Origin of the sequence: Yoonia sp. 67-2, from assembly GCF_035117555.1 — a bacterium.
Lineage (GTDB): Bacteria > Pseudomonadota > Alphaproteobacteria > Rhodobacterales > Rhodobacteraceae > Yoonia.
The window spans coordinates 143559-166212 of sequence record NZ_JAYKPK010000005.1 but is presented as its reverse complement, the minus strand read 5'-3'; the positions used below and the strand labels follow the sequence as shown (position 1 = coordinate 166212).

Below are 22654 nucleotides of genomic sequence, written 5' to 3'. Positions count from 1 at the left end.
GAGGCTAAGCTGCGTCGCTAGCCCGGGGGAGCAAGAGTCTGCTTCGAGCCTGACGTGCCCTCGAACGGCCGCCACCATGCTGCGGCTGCATCAGTCGGGTTCCAACTTTGGTCTGTCAGGCGCGTCCCACGCGCAAGATTTGCCGATAAACCAAACCTTACAATCGGCAGTCGATAAACATTCAACTACCATCCTGACTACATTTAATGTTAGTGGCTGATCCGACGTTATCAGGTCAAGTATGCGGCATTCAATGAGCGGCGCAAGAACAGGCCGTGCAAGTAATCTTTAAGGAGTGCCGATTGGGAAACGCAGAATACATTGCATTGGCGGGTGTCATGGCGACCCTCTTGGGCATCGTCGTAACTTGGCTGCTGGCAAAGAAGCAGTTTGAAACGAAAAAGCTTACTTATTCTTATGATATAGAAAAGCTGGTTAAGAATGACGACCCTGACCTATCGCGAGACCTCAAAGTGCTCTATCGCGACGAGGAGCTTCCCGAACCGACGCTGATGACGTTAGAAATTACGAATACCGGGCGTAGCGCAGTTGAAAACGCAGAGATTGTTGTGCAACTCCCGGGCACCACTTACTTGATCCCCGGTCATTTTGTCGATCTACCAGCTGGATATCTGTACCTTTGGAGTATCGAAAGAACCGATGCAGAGGAATGCACGGTGAAACTTAAGCATATTAACCCAAGACAGACTGTGAAAATGCGACTGCTGATGGATGAGATGCCGCAGGGAGAACCTCAGCTATCCTGCCCGATGCCAAACGTCGAGTTTAACAGAGCCAGTGCGGCCACAATGGGTGTACTGGCGGAGCTTGTCGTTTCGGTAGTCGCACCGCAAGTCCTGGGCATTGCGCGATTGCGCTGATTGCTTGACTGACACTGGACGCGGAAGCACGCAACGAGCTTGTATCCGTACTGCCGTACGGTAGGCAGCCTACAACACTTGCAGCTAATGACCGTTTTGTCCACTCAGCCAACATTAATCCTACTACAGCCGATGACTGGTGAGGTGAACTTACATGGTGATGGGAAGAGGCCCGAAGGCCGCCTCCTGAGGGTGTGACGGGTGTGCCACTTTTCACCCGGATAGGCATTGGAACAGCTATAGGTATCGTTGGTCTATCCCGTTGGCCCAGTAATCCCAGTCGTCGCGCTGGTTATCCGCTCGCGTCCCCTTCTGAAGATGATCAGGATTAATGCAGAGCCGATTATGGCAACGGTGGCGGATGACATCGTGATAGCTCGGCACCTCCCCATTCAAAGCGCAATAAATGAAGCGGTAGGCAGAGTATTGGTCACCTTGGAAACGTACCTTTCTCACCGTGGCGGTGTTGGTGACGATGCAACCTTCGTCGGTGCGTGTCCCCTCGCTCACGAGACGGTTGGCCAACGCCTCGGCCTCGGCGGAATGGTTCTCATGGATATCCATCCAGCGCTGTTCAGAGTCATCGAGGAACATAAAATAATCGGTCATTATTCAAAGTCCTCCTTCGACAGGTGAGCCGCGATAGTTTCCGTCGTTCCGTCCGGCCTAACGATATTCCCGTCGGCAACATGGAAGCCGGGTTTCATCCAGAGGGCCCGAGCATAGTCCTTTCCATCCCACTTCACCTGTGTCTGGGTCCAGCCGAGTTCCTGCATCATATGACGGGTGCGATTGCCGTTCTGTCTTAGTTCCTTGGTGATGTATTCCTGCACAGTGGCCTGCGGAATCACATCCAACCCCAAGTCCCCTAGGTATTCGTCCAACTGGTCTAGAATGGTTTCACCAGACGTTCCCAGTAGCTGGCGCATGATGGCAGTACCGTCCCGCTCAGTGTTCAGGCTCTTTGCGTTGAAGGTATCGCTGACCCGACGGTGCATGAGAGCGTTATAAAGGGCCGCCACCTCGTCGGGGTCCGCCAGCGCCTCGTACACCCCCGCCACCACCGCAGAGAAGTCGGCAGCTCTTGGTCCCGATGAGTGGCCATCATGGTCAGTCTGGACGATATAGTATCGCCGTTCCCCACTCTCCATCCATGTAGGCAGATGGTTGGTGGTAAATACGAAGCACGAGATCAGGGGAAGGCGCACCGGTTCCCGTCCCTTCCTTTCTGAGAGTACATCTCGATCGGTAATGAAAGTCTTGAGTGCGTTCGATTGCCTCGATTCTGACCGTAGCGAAAGCTCCTCGCAGATCACTAGGCGACTGACCAAGACCTCCGTGTTGAATCGGGTGACAAGGTTATCGACGTTGTTCTGCGCTGTACTGTTTTCGACGCCGTGCAAATGCTTCAACACATCACAGAAGGTACTTTTCCCGGTGCCCTTGGCCTTGGAGTAAAGCAGCAAGGACCAGCTTGGTCGGTCATTTTCGTTTTGCAACGTCCAAGCCACCCAGTCCAAGACCTGCCGCCTTTCCTTGGGATTGGGGAACAGGGTCCGAAACAGCGGCCCGAAGTGACCATATCTCGCTCGGTTCACACCTCGTCGACGATATTGTGGTTTTCGCCATGTGTTGATGCTGACTGTGCCGTTCGGGTTCCAGATAAGACGAGCTTCATCGCCGGGATAGCTCCGTAGCTGGCCGCCCCAGACTGGTATGCTGCGACTTTGGTCGGTGTGCTGATGTTCGATCCCGATCTTGAAGACGGCTTTCATGGTGTCGGGGGACCGATCGATGTCAGGTAGCTCCCTCCCGACCATGTTTATGAAGGATTGCTCGACGTCCCGGCGTGATAAGGCCTGAGTAGGCTGATCGATGTGATAGAAGCGGTTTTCTTGTCGGATGTACCGCGCCGCCAGCAGTCTCGTAAGTTGGTCCTGCTCTGGCGTGAGATTGGATAGTGGAGTCGTGGAATTCATTCATTGATGTTCCGATAGGCTATACGTGATGTAGGCCCCCTTTTGTTTATGATGTGGCCGATGAACCCGGCAGGCAGAGATGCTGCGTGATTGTCGATATGCATGGCGGTCCTTGCCTAGCATGAAGGTGTTACTGCTCTTGTCAGAGCCCAGTCTCTGGCTCCCGTGGCACCCGCAAAATAGCCAGCCGATCAGTTCGTATGATTGGCATTGGCTTACTCGCATCCAAAGACGTTTTCGTGTATCTCTAGCTTTAGCGTCCCCTGGAGGGTTGGGGCTATATAGAAGGACAATTTTGCGTCGGAAACCTTGCCCCCACGCCCGTCAGTATAGCCACGCATTTTGCTTGAATAGCTCGACTTCATCCGGTGTCATGACTTCCGGCGCTGTCGCAACATCCTTGACCAAGATCTTTTTCGGCTGGAGTGCTTCGACGAGGGCCATGTTGCTTATCCATTCATTGTTCCACAGATCGACATCGTCGCCATTTACGATGCGGCAGAGGTTTTCCGTGCTGAGGTAGTCGATACCAACAGCCTTCGGCTTGGTGACGCGCTGTAGCCAGACCTCGAGGTATCCATTGTATGGCACCTTCCTCATCTTCTTATAGACCTTGCCCCATAAGTCAGACTTCTTACCTTCCGGAGCCAACGATATCATGTGGCTGAGTATGCCAGCGATGGCCGGAAATGCGAGTGGCGACACGACAGCGATGTCAGTAGCGATAGCTACCTGAACCTCAAGGTCTTTTGGCTTTACTTCTTGTTCAATGATCTTGGTGTGAAGCTCGCCCACCAGCCGCCGCAGCGCACCGCTATTCGGGTGGAGCCTGCCGAACGTGTGCAATCGAATAAGTTGTTTCTGCAAGGTCTGCGCATTCGATACACCGAGATCCTGTAAGTCGATCCCTGCCAGCTTATCGGGCTTGATCGAGCCTTCTATCACGTTGGTGGAAATATAGGTCTTTTCAACGCCGAGCCGCATGCCCACGGACCGCAACTTGTCACTGATCACCTTCAGGATTTCTTCTGCCCGAACATCGCTGTTGGTAAAAATTCGATAGTCGTCGCGGTATCGAAGAATACGAAAATCTTTTGCCTCGCCCAACTCCTCGGTGATCGTTTCATCGACGTAGCCAAGGACGAGTTCCGCGATGAAGTCCATGAGTACTGAGCCCTGAGAAATCCCATTGGTCTGGCCGTACCGACCAGCACGAATGAAGTTATCGATCTTGTCGCCCAGCAGGCCGTTCTTGCCCTTTGCCTCTTTGGCGGTGTCACGACCATGCAGGGCCCAAGCGATGGCGTGGGTATAGACTGATCCGTAGCAGTCGGTGACATCGGTATGCAGCACATGACTGAACTCTAGCGACAGCTCCAAGGACCGCTGTTCGACGGCCTGCCACCAGTGGCTGACCTGTGCTGCCTGATCTGTCTGGTGATCCAGCGACAGCACGGGGCTGCTGCAGCACGTCACGACCCCCTTTTCGAATTCCACCAGCCGTCCGGTTACGATCGACCAGTTTTCCTGTGTGCAGAGCAGGTTCACCAGTGAGACATAGATTGCTGGGTGCATCAGCTCATAGGGACGCCATGCAAAGCGCCCATCTTTGTTGGCAACGAAGCTGTAATTCACACCGGACAGCAGGTCGGGTTGGCTGAGCTTGTGTTCAGTAAAATATCCTGTTCCCAAGACGTCCGCGACACCATTCAGGATCGGCTCGAAGCTAATATAGTCGGGGAAGTCGCCGTTGAAGTAGCTGCTGCCCTTCAGGAAATGCTCTTTGGCTTCTGCCGCACTAAGATTTTTCAACTTTTTCATGGGTGTACGAGGTCTCCGCTATACTCGTCAAAGGGCTATTTATGTGCGAAATGGTTGCGATGATGGACTGCAAAATTTTGTGCGGCTCAACGGAGTTTACCGCTCGCTCAGATAATGACCGCCTTAGTCCTCCCAGTCTTCATCGAGATTCATTCCGCCAATATTCACTTGCCCATAGAATGCTTGCCTATGGAGGTGGATATTCGTCCTAGCCGCGACGTTTTTTTGTGGTGTGTCAATTCCCAGTTCTTCATTGATTGCAGTGGCTTCGATCATTTCCTCGCCCCATATTCCTAAATCACCTTCCCATTCAGGGCTGGACACAACAGCCTCTGCAGCTCGCTGGAAGTCCCATTCGTCTCGTCGATTTCGGGCTATGCACCAATTGTGTTCTGTCGGGTAGTCGATCCGGTCTAGAGGACGGGATGCAAAGCCGGAGGGTTCACGGGGGCGAGTGCTGCCCCAATCCCCGTAAATGATACGAGAGCGCCGGTTCCCTCTGGCCTGCCGAATTTGATCGACTAGCTTGTGGTTTGAGAATGGGACGCGAGATATGCCTCCATCAAAGTCTGTGAACATTTTTGGCATGGAAGTGCACGAAAGAACAATCGGAACGTCAGCGTCAATCGGGTCCAGATGACCTCCGATCACTCCATCGAACCAAACGGCGAGGCTTAAAGGATCTCTGGTCCATCCACCTTCTAGAATAACGGTAAAGTCGGCAGAGCCTAACGCTGCAAGCGCAGCGATCACGTCGCTCACGTTAGGTGGAAAGCGATTCATGTAAAGCCTAAGACAGTATGAACGCCCTGCCACCTGATATCGCTCAACCTGTTTGCGGATATCGGCCTCTGACTGCCCTCGTGTCTGAATACAAGGCATGACCCATTCGTGTTTTGATACGAAGTCGCACCAGTTCGAATACGCCCCGGCAGGGTCTAGCAGCTCGACTAGTCGTTGCTGTGCTGGACTTTCGAGGTTTGTAAACTCATAGTCGCGGTCAATGTCCAAAAAGAAACTTTGGTTTCGAAAGGCCTTTTCGACACGCTCGATTGACTTATCTAAGGTACCTGAATTTGCCCAGGGACCGAGCAGAATACACGGCGTCATCCGTTCTTTCGTCGCCTTTGGCAGAAATTGAAGCCCATTCATTTCGCTTGCTCGTATGGCAAGCGTGGGTACATAGGTTTTTCCGTCTAAAGCCATTAGATTAACTACGCTGGTATAAGTTGTGAGAGTCTGATCTCCATTGCAGCTTTGGACACTTCAAACCGATTGGCAAGTGCTTCAATCGTTGCTTCAGTCACCATACCTCCAAAGCCATCCCTTACTTCTTGCTCGATGAGGTCCATGGGCATGACAATTTCCGCCGCGAGACGGTTTGCTTCATATTCGATTTGCTGAGGTGCACCAGAGCGATACAATACCGTGTCGGTGATGCCAGTCGGAGACCGATCAATAATCTCTCGGTGGAGGAGGAAGTGTGCCAATTCATGTCCGATAGTGAACCGCTGTCGTTCTCTGGCTTCATTCCGATTTACGCGAATGACATACCCATTGCCTTCACGAGAGATTTGCCCGGATATTCCGGTACCCAGACTGGCAACCTTGATCTCTACACCAAGTTCTTTTGCGAGTTTACCAAGCTGTATCGGGCGTTGAGTGCTGTATCTTGAAAGAATCTCTTTCTGTTCCGTTGATAAGCATTGGACTTCTTTTGACATTACATCCTCCTATCTGTTCCCCGTGTCGTCTAGGTCAAAACTCTCTTCGAGTTCGGCAACGGTCGGACGTTGAAACGCTAACAAACGTGCATTGATTGCATCCTCGGAAAGCGCGGCTTCCACAAGGGCTAATGCATCCGCTTTTGCAGCGTCAGCTTGTTCCTTGGCCGTCTTAACTGTTTCGTCCGCTCGCTCGCGAATTTCTTTCACAGTAAATGCCGCCACCACACCAATCCCTATCGCGACTGCTGCGAGGACAACTGTGACAGCAGTCATCATCGCAGAAATGAAGCTTAAGTACGTAGGCAATGACAACGCTGGCTCTTGCTGAGCCCCTGGGATCCCATCAACAACATCGACCACGCCGATGGAGAGCATAAGATAGCAGAAGACCACACCGCCAACAAAGACCACTAAATAAGTTGCTACTTTCATTTTGTCGCCCGTGCCTGGAAGCCTCTCCAAAGAGTGCTGTACATATGAGTTCTTACTTTGTTCCTGTCAACGTCTGCATTATGCAGGGTGCCAGCAACATATCGATTTGGCCAGTGCCAGAATTTGTCGCCCTGACAGTCCTGAGGAGGCAATAAAGAGGAAACGAACTTTTCCTGCTGTGACCATGGAGCGCGCAGCAGAATTAAGAGCCAATGTGTCAGTTTCTGGTTCTAGCGATGGCAGCTCACGTTGTCCTGATGCGGCTGCTTGGCTTCCGTTCAACCCCCACACAGAAAACCGCGCAAGCCTCTGTATCTGAAATGATACCAATCACAGGAGGTTTTCCAATGCGTATCATATCAGCCCTCGGCGTTCTCGCCGGGGGTTTTCTTTTGTCACCACCACCCAAGGCAGTCCTGTCCACTCTGGTATGGCTGGCAGGCCGATCACACCCTGTGGTCACTCTCATCGTCACTGTCGCGGTCTTGGCAGCGTGGAGAAAACCCCATGACTGACATTCGGGAAGGGGATGTGGTGGTGATCAAGGCCTTCGACGGCTGGCCCGAGCACCTGTTCAAGGTCCATGAAGTCTTCGACGACTGCGTGGGTGGCTACTCGATCACAGGTCCGCTGGAGGGTGTCTATGGAGAGCCTGAGTTCGCGCTGATCCTGAGGGTCCACACGGCAGCACGATGACTATGGAAGCAACGACGACTGGGCTGTCATGGCCCGGTCGCACTGGGGCAGCATCTGGGGCGAAACAGTCAGAACATCGCCGCCAAAACGGTCTTGTGTTCATCAACGTTTCTGGGTGGAAGGTCAGCTGGCTGGGATGGTAGGATTCGAACCTACGGTACACTGTACCAAAAACAGTTGCCTTACCACTTGGCTACATCCCATCAGCGTGGGGCTGTCTACTGCGAAGAATGCACCTGTTCAAGCCCCGTTTTGTCAAAATCCGGACTATTCCTTCGGGCTGTCCGGGCGCAGCAGATCTTCTGCGCTGTCGAGCTGACGTTCCGCCTCGACGATACGCGTGAGGGCGGCATCCTGATCGGCGTCGACATGCGTGACTTGCGTCGTTTCGGATGGCAGGGTGACTGCTTTTGGCGTGTCGCTGACTGGGGTGAGCGTCTGACCGATGTCGGGCATTACTGCTCCTGCCGTGTCAATGGCCAGTTTCACCTGGCGTAGCGCTTCGCCGCGCGCCATGGCGAGGGAGGTGGCGTTCTGGTCGATCCAGCCGGTGACGATGAGGTCCACGCCACGGGGCTGTAGCGCTTCGATCCATGTCTGCGCTTTGGGGTCGGCCAGAACAAAGGGCAGGGCCTGCACTGTCTGGTTCACCAGCGTCAATGTCGCCCGCAGATCGGCATCGCGGTCCACCATGATTTCAAAGCGGAACCGCCGTTCAGCATTGGTGCTGAAATTGATAATCCGGCTTTTGAAGACCGTCGCATTGGGGATGCGGATATGGTTGCCATCAAAGGACAAAAGGATCGTCGCGCGGCTGGTCAGCCGGATCACCTTCCCCTGCTCGCCATTGATCTCGATCGTGTCATTTGGCCGAAAGGGTTGCCGGAACGACAGCATGACCGATGCAATGAAATTTTCGACCGTTTCCCGCACGGCAAAGCCGAAGGCCAGACCGATGATACCGGCCGCCCCCAGAATAGTGCTCAGCAAGGCCGTGGCATTGACGATGTCCAGCGCGATCACCATCCCGATCACGATGAACAGCACCCGCAGCAATTGCCGGTAGATTTCCGCGACAAAGGTATTGGGGGCCAGCCGTTCCCACGGTTGCTTCATCCGCGCGATGGCAAAGCCCAGCAGCACGACCAGCCCGAATGCCAGACCGGCGATCAGGGCCAGCGGCAGAAAGACGATGAATTGTTCCAGCCGCGCGGTGAAGCGGGTCACCGCCGGATTCAGGCGGCGGGCGATATCGGTCGTTTCGGTCACCTCATTGCGCACCGCGACGACACCTTCGATGCGGCTGGCGAGCGGTTGCAGCGCCAAAGCCTCGACCATGGATGTCGTGGTGCCACGCAGGGTGACCACACCTTCATTGACGGTGACCATGACATCGCCGTAATCGCCCAATTCCGCCATGATTTCGCGCATACGGGTGGCGATGGCCAGATCCTGTATGGCGGTGTTTTGCGTCGTGATGGTGCCAGTCGCGTCTTGGGCCGTGGCGGGCACCGCAGTCAGCAACATCAGCAGACAAAAGAAAATGACACGCATGGGATCAATCCTGACAGGCAGGGCGAAGCTTAGAAACCACCCTGCCCAAGGGAAAGCCCCATTCATCAGATCCGGATCGGGTCAGCCTTGGCCAGCGCGTCGAAGGCCATCAGGCTTTTGACCAGCTTATCCATCTGATCGAGGGGGATCATATTTGGCCCGTCTGATGGCGCATTGTCAGGGTCTTCGTGGGTTTCGATAAAGACCGCCGCAATCCCCAGCGATACGGCTGCCCGCGCCATCACAGGCGCAAATTCGCGCTGCCCGCCGGTAGACCCGCCTTGCCCCCCCGGTTGCTGGACCGAATGGGTCGCGTCCATGACCACCGGATAGCCTATCTTCGCCATCGTGGGCAGCGCGCGCATATCCGCGACGAGCGTGTTATAGCCGAAAGATGTGCCTCGTTCGGTCACCAGAATACGCCGGTTGCCGGTGCTTTCGATCTTGGCCACGACATTGGGCATATCCCAAGGGGCCAGAAACTGACCCTTTTTGATATTGATCACGGCACCGGTTTCGCCTGCGGCGATCAGCAAATCTGTCTGGCGGCACAAGAACGCCGGGATCTGCAGCACATCACAGACGCTGGCGACAGTGGCGCATTGATCGGGGCTGTGGATATCGGTCAGCACCGGGCAGCCGATACTGTCCTTGACCGATTGCAGAACCTTCAAGCCTTCATCCATGCCAAGGCCGCGCTTGCCACTGAGCGATGTGCGGTTTGCCTTGTCATAGCTGCCCTTGAAGATGAATTGCGCGCCGTATTTGGCGCAGATCTCGGCCATTTGGCCCGCGATCATCTGGGCGTGATCCAGACTTTCCAACTGGCAGGGGCCTGCAATCAGCAGCAAGGGTTGGTCATTGCTGACCTTCAGTTTTCCGATGTCTATTTCATGCATTAAGAGCTGACCTGTTCACGAAGGATAGAGGCAGTAAGCGAAATCATCAGATAGATGCCTGAAAAAATCAGCAATGCCAGAATGGTATTTTCAAAGGCGCGGGGATAGCTGGCCTGATCAGGCACCACCGGTCGCACACTTTCTGACAGATAGCGCACCTGCCGGTTCGCTTCAATCCGCGCGGTTTCCATCTGGGTCAGCGCTTGCTGGACCATGACGGTCTGAAAGGTGTAGTTTTCTTCTGCTGTCAGCAATTCGGTGCTGCGCGCGGCCAGCGATGCCTGATCCCCGCCTGTCCCAACCAATTCCTCGCGCAGCGTGACGATCAGGTTATCGATATTGGTAATCTGGTCGCGCAAAGCCTCTACCTGCAAATCGCTGGGACGCGCGACGTTTAGCCGTGATTGCAGGACAAGCTGCAATCTTTGCCGATCAGCCTCTAATGATGCGATCTGGCCAAGCCGGGTGTTGGTTTCTGCGACTGGATTGATCTGTTGCACATCCTGCTGGATCGCCAGCCAGGTCGCCAATGCCTCGGCTCGGCGTTCTTCAGCGGCTTCGTAGCTGCGTTGGGCCCCTTCCATCTGGTCCGACCGCAAGCGGCTGGTCAATTGGTCAACCTGTTCTTCGGCATAGCTGATCAGCGCCTGCGAAAAATCATAGGCTTTTTGTGGCGATGCGGCGACCACCTCCATCCGGATCAGACCTTCAGTCGGGTCGTAGCTGATGGTGACGTGGTTTTTGAAAAGCTTGAACGCCTCTTCATTCGTGGCGTCAGGGGCAAGCCGCTGGATCGGATCAATGGAAGGATCGCTGAAATGTGCTTTGAACCCGTGATCATTGTCCAGCCGCAACATGGCTTCGCGTGACGCAAGATAGGATTGCACTGCGATACTGTCCTGTTGCGTGGCCATGGATGTGCCTTGAAACAGGTTTGAAAAGCCTGATGCGCCCTGCTGCGGCTGCGCTTGCTGGATCACAATTTCTGCATTCGTGGCATACATCGGGGTCGCGATCTTGTAGTAATACCATCCTGCCAAAAATGTCGGCAGGAAGATGAAGATGGCCAGCCGCGTGGCCAAGAGTGCCAGCTTGCGCCGCCTGCGACGCGCGATGTCGCGCTGAATTTTGATGATTTCGGATGCGTTTTTGTTGGCCCGCTGCACGGCTTTCGCTTCGGGCAGGGTATTGGTTTTGGTGATCGTTTCAGGCAGTTGCACGCGGCCGGAATCTGCACCTTTGGTATGCACCAGATCCAGGACCGAGTGTTTCGCAAAAGGGTCAATGCCGGCAAGGCGTAACTGCCGGACGGCGTCATAATCCGATCCGACCACAAGCCCCTGTTTTTGTGCGACACGACGGGCCAGCCGCAGTTGGCGCGCAGTCAAACCTTCCTGTGCGATCGCATCAAGTTGGTCCTGCAATGGCGTTGTCGCTGGCGCGTCAGCGGCGGTCGCGGCATCTGCTGGCGTCGGCGGCACTGTTTCATCGGTGCGGATACGGAACCTCTGGACCCTAGGCTTGGTAGTCATAAAGTGCCTTCGCTTCTTCAAGATTGTCGAACATATAAAGCTGGCCATTGCGCAACACGGCGGCAGATTTTGCAAACCGTTCCAGCGTCGCTGCCTGATGCGATACGATGACAATGGTCGTGGTTTCCAGCCGTTCGCGCAGGATATCACCGGCCTTGCGATTGAATTCCACATCTGTCGCGGCAGGCATGCCTTCATCGATCAGGTAAATGTCAAATTCCAGCGCCAGCATCAGCGCAAAGGTGAACCTTTGCCGCATCCCGCTGGAATAAGTGCCGACGGGCATGTCGAAATATTCGTCAATCCCGCAAAGCCAGCGGCAGAACGCCTCCACATAATCGGGGTCGAGACCGTAGAGCCGGGCGATGTAGCGGCTGTTTTCCATCGCGCTGAGCTTGTTGACAACGCCGCCCATGAAACCCAACGGAAAAGAAATCCGGCAGCCGCGGGTGATCGTGCCCTCGTCAGGCTTTTCCAGACCCGCCATCATATTGATCAGCGTGGTTTTGCCTGTGCCATTGGGGGCCAGGATGCCCAGTGAATTGCCCAGCTCAACGCGAAAGGACACGCGGTCAAGGATCACCTTGCGCTGCGTGCCGGTCCAGAAAGATTTGCTGACATTGGCAAATTCCAGCATGACTATCCTGTTGTAACGAGTAACGCGTCTTTGCCGCATGATTGCTGAAAAGACATTAACAAGGTCTGATCATTCTGCATAATTCCCGCTATAGCAGCGAAATGCGGCATGAATACAACGACAATAACGTGATTTAAAGGCAAGCCTGCACGACGTTGGCGGAAGTCGTCTTGCCCTTCTGCGATGGTCTGACATGATGCAGGGGGATTTTCGTGATCTGGTATGCTTGACCTCGCCAGTCTGGCTCTACCATCCGTCAAATATTGGACAGGACTTATGACTATGACAAAAATCGCTTTTCTGGGCCTTGGTGTAATGGGCTATCCTATGGCCGGTCATCTCGCAGCAGCGGGACATGATGTAACCGTCTACAACCGGACCCGTGCCAAAGCCGAAGCCTGGGTTGCCCAGCACGGTGGGCGGGCCGCCGACACGCCAGCGGCAGCGGCAGAAGGGGCAGAAATTGTGCTGGCCTGTGTCGGCAATGATGATGATCTGCGCGCCGTCTGCACCGGAGCTGACGGCGCCTTCAGCACGATGACGAAGGGCGCGATCTTTGTCGATCATACCACCGTTTCAGCCAAGGTGACCCGCGAACTTTACGCCGCAGCCAAGGATCAAGGGCTGGGTTTTGTCGATGCACCGATCTCGGGCGGGCAGGCGGGGGCGGAAAACGCGCAATTGTCGATCATGTGTGGGGGCGATCAGGCACATTACGACCAGATCAGCCCGGTGATCGAGGTTTACGCCAAACTCGCCCGTCGGATCGGTGACAGCGGTGCCGGACAGATGACCAAGATGTGCAACCAGATCGCCATCGCGGGTCTGGTGCAGGGCCTGTCAGAGGCGCTGCATTTCGCCGATAAGGCCGGGCTTGATGGCCGCGCCGTGGTCGAGGTGATCAGCCAGGGGGCTGCCGGTAGCTGGCAGATGAACAACCGGTTTGAAACGATGCTGGATGATCATTTCACGCATGGTTTCGCCGTGGATTGGATGCGCAAGGATCTGGGGATTTGCCTTGATACAGCCGATGAAAATGGCGCGAGCCTGCCGGTGACCGCGCTGGTCGATCAATTCTACAAGGACGTGCAGAAAATGGGCGGTGGGCGCTGGGATACGTCGGCCCTGTTCAAACGCCTGCAGGCTTTGTGACGCGATGACTGATCTTGATGCCGCCCATGCGGCGATGGAGGCGGCACCGGATGACGATGCCGCCCGCCTGCGGTTTTACGAACGGCTTGCCGATAGTGAGATATTTCTGCTCTTGGGCGAAGAAGCCGAGGGCGATCAGATCACGCCCGCACTTTTCGATGTCGAAGGCGGTAAATATGCGCTGATCTTCGACGGTGAAGAACGGCTGTCTGATTTCGTGGGCCGGATCGCGCCCTATGCTGCCTTGCCGGGGCGCGCGCTGGTGCAGATGCTGGCCGGGCAGGGCGTGGGGCTTGGGCTGAACCTTGAAGTTGCGCCTTCTGCCATGCTGATCCCCGCCGATGCGGTGGATTGGCTGGCGCAGACCCTGTTGCATGCCCCCTCCGAAACTGAGGCACGGTTGACGTCTGTCGCCGCCCCGCGTCATCTGCCGCAAAGCGTGGTCACCGGACTGGGCCGCAAACTGGCGATTGCTGCTGGTTTGGCGCAGACGGCTTATCTTGTGGCCGCAACCTATGACACCGGCGCGCAGGGTCACGTGCTGGCCTTTATCGATGCCGCACCCGGCGCGGAAAAGGCGCTGGCCTCTGCCGCAGGCGAGGCGCTGACATTTTCGGGGATCGAGGCAGGCATGATGGATGTCCTGTTCCTGCGCGCCAGCGACCCGATGGCCGCCCGTCTGGCAAAGGTCGGGTTGCGTTTCGATCTGCCCCAGCCCGCACCGCAAAAAAACCAGGCCCCGTCCGCGCCCGGTATGGACCCGGCAAAGCCACCCAAATTGCGATGATTTTCTCGCGTCGTCCGCGTGAAAATATGCCCGTACGGCGCGCATCAGGTTCCGCAGTGAACCTGATCCTAATACCCGAGCCCGCGATCCACGACATTCAGGAAGGGTTCACCGGCCTCACCGCGCTTGATATTGTCCACGATGATCCCTGCCGCCGTTTCGGGCCGCGTCGTGGCGGCGATATGCGGGGTCACCGTGACGCTGGCATGTGCCCAGAACGGATGTTCCACAGGCAAAGGTTCGACCCGAAACACGTCGAGCGTCGCATGGGCGACCTGACCGATATCCAACGCCTTCAACAGGGCCGCATCGTCGATCAACGGGCCACGACCGGGATTGATCACGAAAGCGCCGCGCGCCAGCAGGGCCAGCCTGTCTGTATTCAGGATATCGGTGGTTTCCAGCGTCAAGGGCAGCAGCAGGATCACAATCTGTGCGCCGGTTAGCGCTTGCACCAGCCCATCATCGCCGTGCAGACAGCGCAAATCCGGCACTGATTTGGGTGACCTGCTCCAACCTGTCACTGGAAACCCAAGCGCGGACAGCGCCTGACCGCAGGCCGCGCCCAAGGCACCGATCCCCAGAATTGTCACCGGGCGGTCATCGGCGATTGGCGGATAGGTATCGTCGCGCCAGATGCCGTCCTGCCCGTGGATATGCCGGTCCATCCCCAGATGATGGCGCAATGTATGGCCTGTCACCCATTCGACCATGCCTTGCGTCAAGCTCGTGTCAACGAGCCGGCACAAAGGCTGGGTCAGCGAGGCATTACCCACCACGGTTTCCACCCCGGCCCAAAGGCTCAGCACCGCTTTGGTCTTGGTATAGGGCGCGAAATCAGTGACCGGGCCATTGGGGGCAAAGACGATATAATCCGTCGCTTCAGGCGCATGATCGCGGGACAGATCGACATCCAGACCGGCCTTTGCAAAGGCGGCATTCAGCGGCGCTTCATAGGCGTCCCAGGCTGTGGGCTTGGCGGAAAACAGAACCTTCAGCATCAGCGCGGCCTATGGACATGGGCGCTTTGCACCAAACCAAAAGCGGCCATCAGGACTAGCATCGCAGAGCCACCATAGCTGACCATCGGCAAAGGCACGCCAACAACCGGCGCCAGCCCGGTCACCATGGCCATATTGACGGCGAAAAACAAAAAGAACGTCACAGCAATCCCCAAGGTTAGCAAGGATGCAAAGCGATCCTTGTTTGTCATCGCAGACGCGATACAGAAAATGATGATCAGCGCGTAAAGCGCCAGCAAAGTGATGGCACCGACAAAACCGAATTCCTCGGCCAAGGTGGTGAAAATGAAATCGGTATGCTTTTCGGGCAGAAAATTCAGCCGTGACTGGGTGCCTTGCATAAACCCGCGTCCGGTCCAGCCGCCTGATCCCAGGGCGATCTTGGCTTGGGTGATGTTATAGCCTGCGCCAAGCGGATCATTGCTGGGGTCCAGAAAAGTGTCGATCCGGCGATACTGATAGTCCTGCAACAACTGCCATGGGGTGCCACGGCTTTGCAACACGGCCACGACGGTGCCGACGCCCGCGCCGACGACTGTTACGAAATAGGCCCAATGCACACCGGCCAGAAACATGATCGCGCCGCCGCCCATCAACAAAAGCAACGCAGTCCCAAGATCGGGTTGCTGCAAGACCAGCGCCACCGGCACAAGGATCACGATCACCGGCACCAAGACCCAGAACGGATGCGATTTTTTGTTCAGCGGCAGCCACTCATAATAAGCGGCCAGAAACATGACCAAAGTGATCTTCGTCAGCTCTGACGGTTGCAGGCGCATGAAACCAAGGTCGATCCAGCGCTGCGCACCCATGCGGACATCGCCGAAAAACTCGACCCCCAGCAACAACGCGACCGATCCGCCAAAGGCGACAAAGGCCATATTGCGCCAGAACCAGATCGGTACCATGGCAACGCCGATCATCACCACCAGACCCAGCGCGAAACGTTTGACCTGCGGTTCCATCCACGGGTCGACCGAACCGCCGGCGACGGAATAGAGCATCAGGAAACCGGCACAGGCGACCGCCGTCAGCAACATGATCAGCGGCCAATGCAGATACAGCAGCTTGCGCATCCCGCTGGGGACGAATTTGGTGTTATATTCCAGATAGCTCATGCGCGGCTCTGACTGCGCATCCCTGCCGGGATGCGGGCGGCGATCCGGCGCTGTTGCTCGGCGATCTGGTCGCGCAGATTTGCAGGATAGGCTTCAAGCGGTGGCGGCCCGCCATATTGCGCTTGCAAGATGATGTCACGTGCGATGGGTGCTGCGACTGCTGATCCGCCACCGCCATGTTCGACGACAACCGACACAGCATAGCGGGGGTTTTCGACGGGGGCATAGCACACGAACAACGCATGGTCCCGGCGTTCCCATGGCAGATCCTCGTTGCTGGTCACGCCAGCGGCGCGTTCTTCCATCGTGATCCGCCGCACCTGGCTGGTGCCGGTCTTGCCCGCCATCTTGCGGCCCTCGGCCACAATCCGGGACCCGTAAGCGGTGCCGCGATCTTCATTGCAGACCGCATCCATCGAGGCCCGCACCCTCCGCAGCGTGTTTTCGTTCAACCCCAGACTGGGCCCGATACCGCTGGGCTGTTCGACACCGTCGATTAGCCGGACCAGCCGCGGTGTGATTTCCATGCCCGTCGCAAGACGCGCCGTCATCACTGCCAACTGCAATGGTGAGGTCAGCACATAGCCTTGTCCGATGGAGGCATTGACCGTATCGCCGACGCGCCAGTTTTCGCCGCGCACCGTCGATTTCCATTCGCGGTCCGGCGCAAGGCCCGACGCCACGGCCGACAACGGCAGGTCATAGCGTTGGCCCAAGCCCAATCTACGCGCCATTTCCGCCATTTTGTCGATGCCGACGCGCTGCGCGATATCATAGAAATAGACATCACAGCTTTGCTTCATCGCTTCATGCATGTTCATGTTGCCATGGCCACCGCGCCGCCAGCAGTGAAAGCGGATATTGGACACATCGGCATGGCCGGGGCAATAGACGGTATCATTGGCGGTGATGATCCCTGCCTCCATCGCGGCCATCACCGTGACCATCTTGAAGGTTGACCCCGGCGGATAAGTCCCTTGCACCGCTTTGGCGGCCATCGGCCGGTAGATATTCTCATTCAGGGCGCGCCAATCTGCGACCGAGATACCGCGCACGAACATATTGGGGTCAAAGGAGGGGGCCGACACGACCGCGCGCAGATCGCCATTTTCCAGATCGATCACAATCCCACTGGCGGATTCACCTTCCAGCCGGGCCTGCACATAGGCTTGCAGATGGCTGTCGATGGTCAGCTGCACATCCTTGCCCGGGACGCCTTCCTGCCGGTCCAACTCGCGCATGATCCGGCCGGCGGCGCTGATCTCGATCCGGCGGTTACCGGCAGAGCCGCGCAATTCCTCTTCCAGACGGTTCTCGGCGCCGGTCTTGCCATATTCAAACTTGGGGATCTGCAGCAACGGATCGGGATCTTCGATCTGGCTCAGATCATAATCGCTGACCGGGCCGACATAGCCGACGACATGGGCCATATCCTCGCCCATCGGGTAATAACGGCTCAGCCCAACTTCGGCCTGAATGCCGGGCAGAACGGGGGTGTTCAGATTGATCTGCGCCACGTCATCCCAGGACACACGTTCCAGAATTGTGACCGGGACAAAGGGCGCGCGGCGACGCATTTCCTCCATCGCGCGGGTCAAAACCTCGGGCGGGATATCGATGATCTCGGTCAGTCGCGCCAGAACCTCACCGATGTCACCCGCATCTTCGCGGACCATGACGACGCGGTAATTCTGTTCATTGGCAGCAATGGCGATCCCGTTGCGGTCAAAGATCATGCCCCGCGCGGGCGGCAGCAGGCGCATCGAGATGCGGTTTTCCTCGGCCAACATGCGATATTGATCGGCCTGTTCTACCTGCATATCGCGCAAGCGCCAGCCGATGGCGCCCATGATACCGGCCTGCACACCGCCCACGACCAGCGCGCGCCGCCCGATGATGCGTGAACTGGCAATGATATCCTTCGGAGGGCGCTTCATAAACGTTGTCCAATCTTTCGCAGATCCCCCGGCGCGGGCCGCTCCACGCCGAAGATATATTTTGTCACGACCACAGCCACCGGATAGATCAGGATCGTGGCACCCAATTGCATCAGCGTCATCCCGATCGGGGCCTGCGGTGTCACGACGATAGCAAGGACAAAGCGGTTCGCCAATGTGATCACCGTCAATCCGAGCGCGACAAAGCCCCATTCGGCAAGAAACGGCATGGCGCGCAGGTCACGGTGACGGTTGCGGATCGCCTCGGTCAGCAGCACGACCAGCGCCGCCCAGAGCCCCGGAGGGCGCTGCAACAGCAAATCTGTCGTAAAAAAGACCGCTGCAACGATATAAACCGGCAGATAATCCGGTCTGCGGGCGACCCAGACGCAGGTGAGCGCCAGCAACAGGTCCGGCGGGGCCCATGTCGCGGGCCGCAGGTCCAGCGGCACAAGCTGAGCAATCGTGATCGTACAGGCCAATACCACAAAACTTGCGCGTCTGATCCAAAGGCGGGCCTCGTCAAGCTCAGCCATCTGCCGCCTCGGCTGCGGATAAGGCCGCGGGGTCGGGCAGGCCGGGGCCAAAGAATTCTGCCCCCGGTGTCAGAAGCCGCCCAGGATCATTGATGATTTCATGCGGTTGCGCCCGCAAGACGCGCAGGAACTCCAGCCGCTGATAATCCGCCGCGAGACGCACCCGTAGGCGATTGTCCGTGCCGAGCGCCACCTGACCAACCAGCAGATCGGCAGGGAACACGCCGCCATCGCCCGATGACACGACACGGTCGCCGGGGCGCACGACGGCGCGGTCTTCCAGAAAATCTATCGGCGGGTTCAATGTGTTGTCACCTGCAAGGATCGCCCGTTGCCCGGACGGCAGAATGGTGATCGGAATCCGGCTGGATGTATCGGTCAGCAGCAATACCCGGCTGGTTTCGCGCCCGACACCGGCGATCCGCCCGACAAGGCCGATGCCGTCCATCGTCGGCCAGCCATCGATAATCCCGTCGCGTGCGCCGACATTCAGCAAGACAGATTGCCGGAACGGTGACCCGCTATCCGCCAGCACGACCCCGGTGACAAAGGTCAGCTTGGGGTCAAGGCGGACATTGTTCAGATCCAGCAGCTTTGCATTCTCCTGTTCAAGCTGCAACGCCGCCTCGCGCCAGGCTTTCATCTGTTGTAATTCCCGCCGCAGATCCTGATTTTGCGCGGCTAACCTTTGATAGCTTTGGAAATCCACAATCATATTGGTCATGCTGTGGACCGGTGCCATCACCCAGTCAAACCCGGGCAAGACCTGATCGATCACGGCGATGCGGACCCGTTCGACGCGGGGGCTGTCAATGCGCCAGACCGCGAAAACGCCCAACAGCGCCAACACCAACACCCCCACCAGCAATCTGCGGACGGGGGCGAAGAAATCGGCGCTGGTCTTGTCGCGTGCCAAGGGCAAAAATCCTCTGGCTTTGGTTAACTGTCGTAATCGATCACGTGACGCAGTTGTTTTTCATATTCCAGCGCCCGCCCGGTGCCCAAAGCCACGCAATTGAGCGACTCATCCGCCACCGAAATCGCCAGCCCGGTCTGTTCGCGCAGGGCCAGATCCAGCTGACCGAGCAGCGCACCACCGCCTGTCAGCATCACACCACGGTCGACGATATCAGCGGCCAGATCGGGTGGGGTAGCTTCCAGCGCGGTCATCACCGCCTCGCAGATTTGCTGGACAGGTTCGGCCAGCGCTTCGGCGACCTGCGCCTGATTGATCTCGGTCTCTTTCGGGACACCGTTCAGCAGGTCACGGCCCCGGATCATCATCGACTGGCCACGGCCATCATCGGGCATCCGTGCGGTGCCGATGCTGGTCTTGATCCGCTCGGCGGTGGATTCCCCGATCAGCAGATTATGCTGACGGCGCAGATAATTGATGATCGCCTCATCCATCCGGTCGCCACCGACACGGACTGACCGTGCATAGACAATATCGCCCAAGGACAAAACCGCGACCTCGGTCGTGCCGCCGCCGATATCGACGACCATATTGCCGGTCGGATCGGTGATCGGCATGCCGGCGCCAATCGCGGCGGCAATCGGTTCGGCGATCAGCCCGGCGCGGCGGGCACCGGCGGATAGCACAGACTGCCGGATCGCGCGTTTTTCGACCGGTGTCGCGCCATGCGGCACACAGACGATGATCTTGGGTTTGCTGAAGGTCGACCGTTTATGCACCTTGCGGATGAAATGCTTGATCATCTCTTCTGCGGTGTCGAAATCTGCGATGACACCGTCGCGCATCGGGCGGATCGCCTCGATACTGCCGGGCGTGCGGCCCAGCATCAGCTTGGCATCTTCGCCCACGGCCAGCACTTTGCGGACGCCGTTCTTGACCTGATAGGCCACGACCGAGGGTTCGGACAGAATGATCCCCCTGCCTTTTACATAGACCAGCGTATTGGCTGTGCCCAAATCGATCGCCATGTCCGAGGAAAAAATCCCGCGCAAGCCAAACATCCCGTGGCCTTCCATTTATTGTACACTATCCCGCGCCGTCCCGCTGCGCCCGGTTGGTGGGTGTTATAGAGACATGCGCCTGCGGAGAGAAGCCCTCCAATTCAGGCATTTTGGCGGCATGTCGCTTGTTGTTATTTTGCAATTTTTATGGATTTTATGTGGGTTAAAAGTGGATAAAAATATCATATTTGCAACATTACTTGTTTTGGCCATGCGATGATGTGACTGGCAATGAAAAAGGCGGCACCGTTTCCGGTGCCGCCTGTATCGCGTTGCCGAGTCGCAAGAGATCAGCTGTCCTTGTAGCTGACACCTTTGGTATCATGCCCCGGCGCTGACTTTTCACGCCGCACGAGCAACCGGTTCAGCGCATTGATATAGGCTTTGGCGCTGGCGACGACAGTGTCCGTATCGGCGGACTGGCCGGTGGCGATGCGCCCGTCCTCTTCCATCCGCACGATCACGGTGGCTTGCGCGTCTGTGCCCTCAGTCACGGCCTGCACCTGATACAGCTGCAGCCGCGCGCCATGCGGGAACAGGGCCTTGACTGCGTTGAAGGTCGCATCAACAGGGCCGTCGCCGGTGGCTTTTGTCGTGCTATCTACGCCGTCGATATTCAGCACCATATCCGCCTGCTGCGGACCTTCGGTGCCGCAGATAACGCGCAAGGATGTCAGCTTGACCCGGTCTTCGCCGCTGTCGTTCTGGGTGACCAAAGCCATCAGATCATCGTCAAAGACTTCTTTCTTGCGATCCGCCAGATCCTTGAACCGGACAAAAACATCGTTCAACTGGTTGTCGATCAGATCGAAGCCGAGTTCCGACAGCTTCGCGCGCAACGCCGCACGGCCCGAATGTTTCCCCAAAGGCAGGCTGGTGCCGGACAGGCCGACATCCTCTGGCCGCATGATCTCAAACGTTTCGGCGTTTTTCAGCATGCCGTCCTGATGGATGCCGCTTTCATGAGCAAAGGCGTTCTTGCCGACGATGGCCTTGTTGAACTGCACCGCAAAGCCAGACACAGTGGCGACACGGCGGGAGATATTCATGATCTTGCGAGTGTCGATCCCGGTTTCATAAGGCATGATATCGCCCCTGATCTTCAGGGCCATCACGACCTCTTCCAAGGCCGTGTTGCCGGCGCGTTCGCCCAGACCGTTGATCGTGCATTCGATCTGGCGCGCGCCGCCGATCACGGCGGCCAAGGCATTCGCCGTCGCCATGCCAAGGTCATTATGGCAATGCGTGGCAAAGATCACCTCATCCGCGCCGGGCACAGTGGCAATCAGCTTGCGGATCAGATCGGCGCTTTCTTCGGGGGCGGTGTAGCCCACAGTGTCGGGCACGTTGATCGTGGTGGCCCCGGCCTTGATCGCGATTTCGACGACCCGGCAAAGGTAATCCCATTCCGTCCGCGTTGCATCCATAGGTGACCATTGCACATTATCGCACAGATTGCGGGCATGGGTCACAGTGTCGTGGATACGTTCGGCCATCTGATCCATGTCGAGGTTAGGAATCGCGCGGTGCAGTGGCGAGGTGCCGATGAAGGTATGGATGCGCGGCGAGGACGCGTGTTTCACCGCCTCCCAGCAGCGGTCGATATCTTTGTAATTGGCGCGCGCCAGCCCGCAGATAGTGGATCTTTTGGCACGTTTGGCGATTTCGCTGACGGCGTTGAAGTCACCTTCAGACGCGATGGGAAAACCCGCCTCGATGATATCGACGCCCATATCGTCAAGCAATTCGGCGATCTCGATCTTTTCGGCATGGGACATGGTCGCACCCGGGCTTTGTTCGCCGTCGCGCAATGTGGTGTCGAAAATCAACACTTTATCTTTGGTCATTTGGGTATTCCTTTGATCTTTGGCATTGTCCGGCGCTGTCCCATCCGAGCGGTCGCGCCGACAGGCACGCTCAGGCGCTGCTAAGAAGTAGCAGGGCGGGGGCAGTGCCAGAGATGTGTG

At 57.0% G+C, this 22654-nt stretch carries 22 protein-coding genes and 1 tRNA gene; 5 read left to right on the top strand and 18 right to left on the bottom strand.

Going from position 1 to position 22654, the window contains the following annotated elements; genetic code table 11:
* Positions 1–302 precede the first annotated feature (302 nt).
* Entirely contained in the window at positions 303–881 is a 579-nt protein-coding gene (locus VOY09_RS10225; protein ID WP_322894909.1) for a hypothetical protein, read from the top strand.
* A gap of 237 nt (positions 882–1118) precedes the next feature.
* Here the strand turns inward: VOY09_RS10225 and VOY09_RS10220 are convergent, their stop codons facing one another.
* The 6 genes from VOY09_RS10220 to VOY09_RS10195 form a co-directional block, all read right to left on the bottom strand.
* On the bottom strand, positions 1119–1490 hold the full coding sequence (locus VOY09_RS10220) for an HNH endonuclease (RefSeq protein ID WP_322894908.1): 372 nt from the start codon (positions 1488–1490) through the stop codon (positions 1119–1121).
* The gene (locus VOY09_RS10215; protein WP_322894907.1) at positions 1490–2860 is read right to left on the bottom strand and encodes a primase-helicase family protein; all 1371 of its coding nucleotides are present in this window, start codon (positions 2858–2860) and stop codon (positions 1490–1492) included. Before VOY09_RS10215 ends, VOY09_RS10220 begins: the two co-directional genes overlap by 1 nt.
* A gap of 324 nt (positions 2861–3184) precedes the next feature.
* Positions 3185–4681, bottom strand: a complete 1497-nt coding sequence (locus VOY09_RS10210; protein WP_322894906.1) for an RNA-directed DNA polymerase — start codon at positions 4679–4681, stop codon at positions 3185–3187.
* A 123-nt stretch (positions 4682–4804) separates the two neighbouring features.
* Positions 4805–5887 (bottom strand): beta family protein, encoded by a 1083-nt coding sequence (locus VOY09_RS10205; RefSeq protein WP_322894905.1) that lies wholly within the window; start codon positions 5885–5887, stop codon positions 4805–4807.
* A gap of 8 nt (positions 5888–5895) precedes the next feature.
* On the bottom strand, positions 5896–6405 hold the full coding sequence (locus VOY09_RS10200) for an ImmA/IrrE family metallo-endopeptidase (RefSeq protein ID WP_322894904.1): 510 nt from the start codon (positions 6403–6405) through the stop codon (positions 5896–5898).
* Between the two features lie 9 nt (positions 6406–6414).
* The gene (locus VOY09_RS10195; RefSeq protein WP_322894903.1) at positions 6415–6840 is read right to left on the bottom strand and encodes a hypothetical protein; all 426 of its coding nucleotides are present in this window, start codon (positions 6838–6840) and stop codon (positions 6415–6417) included.
* 507 nt (positions 6841–7347) lie between these two features.
* On the opposite strand from VOY09_RS10195, the gene VOY09_RS10190 reads away from it, so the two are divergent.
* Complete coding sequence (locus tag VOY09_RS10190) at positions 7348–7536, top strand: hypothetical protein (protein WP_322894902.1); 189 nt, start codon at positions 7348–7350, stop codon at positions 7534–7536.
* 128 nt (positions 7537–7664) lie between these two features.
* Here the strand turns inward: VOY09_RS10190 and VOY09_RS10185 are convergent.
* The 5 genes from VOY09_RS10185 to VOY09_RS10165 form a co-directional block, all read right to left on the bottom strand.
* Positions 7665–7739 (bottom strand) — tRNA-Gln (locus VOY09_RS10185).
* A 64-nt stretch (positions 7740–7803) separates the two neighbouring features.
* Positions 7804–9090: a mechanosensitive ion channel domain-containing protein gene (locus VOY09_RS10180; RefSeq protein ID WP_322894901.1), complete on the bottom strand. Its 1287-nt coding sequence runs from the start codon at positions 9088–9090 to the stop codon at positions 7804–7806.
* 65 nt (positions 9091–9155) lie between these two features.
* Positions 9156–9989, bottom strand: coding sequence for a 3-deoxy-8-phosphooctulonate synthase (gene kdsA / locus VOY09_RS10175; RefSeq protein ID WP_322894900.1), 834 nt, complete (start codon positions 9987–9989; stop codon positions 9156–9158).
* Complete coding sequence (locus VOY09_RS10170) at positions 9989–11521, bottom strand: capsule biosynthesis protein (RefSeq protein ID WP_322894899.1); 1533 nt, start codon at positions 11519–11521, stop codon at positions 9989–9991. The genes kdsA and VOY09_RS10170 overlap by 1 nt, the downstream gene beginning before the upstream one ends.
* A complete protein-coding gene (locus tag VOY09_RS10165) occupies positions 11505–12158 on the bottom strand; it encodes an ABC transporter ATP-binding protein (RefSeq protein WP_322894898.1) in 654 nt (217 codons plus the stop codon). Before VOY09_RS10165 ends, VOY09_RS10170 begins: the two co-directional genes overlap by 17 nt.
* A gap of 282 nt (positions 12159–12440) precedes the next feature.
* Between VOY09_RS10165 and VOY09_RS10160 the strand changes: the two genes are divergently transcribed.
* Entirely contained in the window at positions 12441–13310 is an 870-nt protein-coding gene (locus VOY09_RS10160; RefSeq protein WP_322894897.1) for an NAD(P)-dependent oxidoreductase, read from the top strand.
* Positions 13311–13314: 4 nt separating this feature from the next.
* Positions 13315–14097: an SseB family protein gene (locus VOY09_RS10155; RefSeq protein ID WP_322894896.1), complete on the top strand. Its 783-nt coding sequence runs from the start codon at positions 13315–13317 to the stop codon at positions 14095–14097.
* Between the two features lie 68 nt (positions 14098–14165).
* Here VOY09_RS10155 and VOY09_RS10150 read toward each other — a convergent pair whose 3' ends face one another.
* From VOY09_RS10150 to VOY09_RS10125, 6 genes are read right to left on the bottom strand one after another with little or no spacing between them, the layout of a single operon-like run.
* A complete protein-coding gene (locus VOY09_RS10150) occupies positions 14166–15098 on the bottom strand; it encodes a glyoxylate/hydroxypyruvate reductase A (protein ID WP_322894895.1) in 933 nt (310 codons plus the stop codon).
* Entirely contained in the window at positions 15098–16237 is a 1140-nt protein-coding gene (gene rodA / locus VOY09_RS10145) for a rod shape-determining protein RodA (RefSeq protein ID WP_322894894.1), read from the bottom strand. The genes VOY09_RS10150 and rodA overlap by 1 nt, the downstream gene beginning before the upstream one ends.
* Positions 16234–18174: a penicillin-binding protein 2 gene (gene mrdA / locus VOY09_RS10140; protein WP_322894893.1), complete on the bottom strand. Its 1941-nt coding sequence runs from the start codon at positions 18172–18174 to the stop codon at positions 16234–16236. The genes rodA and mrdA overlap by 4 nt, the downstream gene beginning before the upstream one ends.
* Positions 18171–18710 (bottom strand): rod shape-determining protein MreD, encoded by a 540-nt coding sequence (locus tag VOY09_RS10135; protein ID WP_322894892.1) that lies wholly within the window; start codon positions 18708–18710, stop codon positions 18171–18173. Before VOY09_RS10135 ends, mrdA begins: the two co-directional genes overlap by 4 nt.
* A complete protein-coding gene (mreC, locus tag VOY09_RS10130; protein ID WP_322894891.1) occupies positions 18703–19626 on the bottom strand; it encodes a rod shape-determining protein MreC in 924 nt (307 codons plus the stop codon). The genes VOY09_RS10135 and mreC overlap by 8 nt, the downstream gene beginning before the upstream one ends.
* 23 nt (positions 19627–19649) lie before the next feature.
* Positions 19650–20687 (bottom strand): rod shape-determining protein, encoded by a 1038-nt coding sequence (locus VOY09_RS10125; protein ID WP_322894890.1) that lies wholly within the window; start codon positions 20685–20687, stop codon positions 19650–19652.
* Here VOY09_RS10125 and VOY09_RS10120 point away from each other — a divergent pair.
* Positions 20653–20907: a hypothetical protein gene (locus VOY09_RS10120; protein WP_322894924.1), complete on the top strand. Its 255-nt coding sequence runs from the start codon at positions 20653–20655 to the stop codon at positions 20905–20907. The genes VOY09_RS10125 and VOY09_RS10120 overlap by 35 nt on opposite strands.
* A gap of 70 nt (positions 20908–20977) precedes the next feature.
* Here the strand turns inward: VOY09_RS10120 and VOY09_RS10115 are convergent, their stop codons facing one another.
* A complete protein-coding gene (locus tag VOY09_RS10115) occupies positions 20978–22534 on the bottom strand; it encodes a 2-isopropylmalate synthase (RefSeq protein ID WP_322894889.1) in 1557 nt (518 codons plus the stop codon).
* Positions 22535–22654 lie beyond the last annotated feature (120 nt).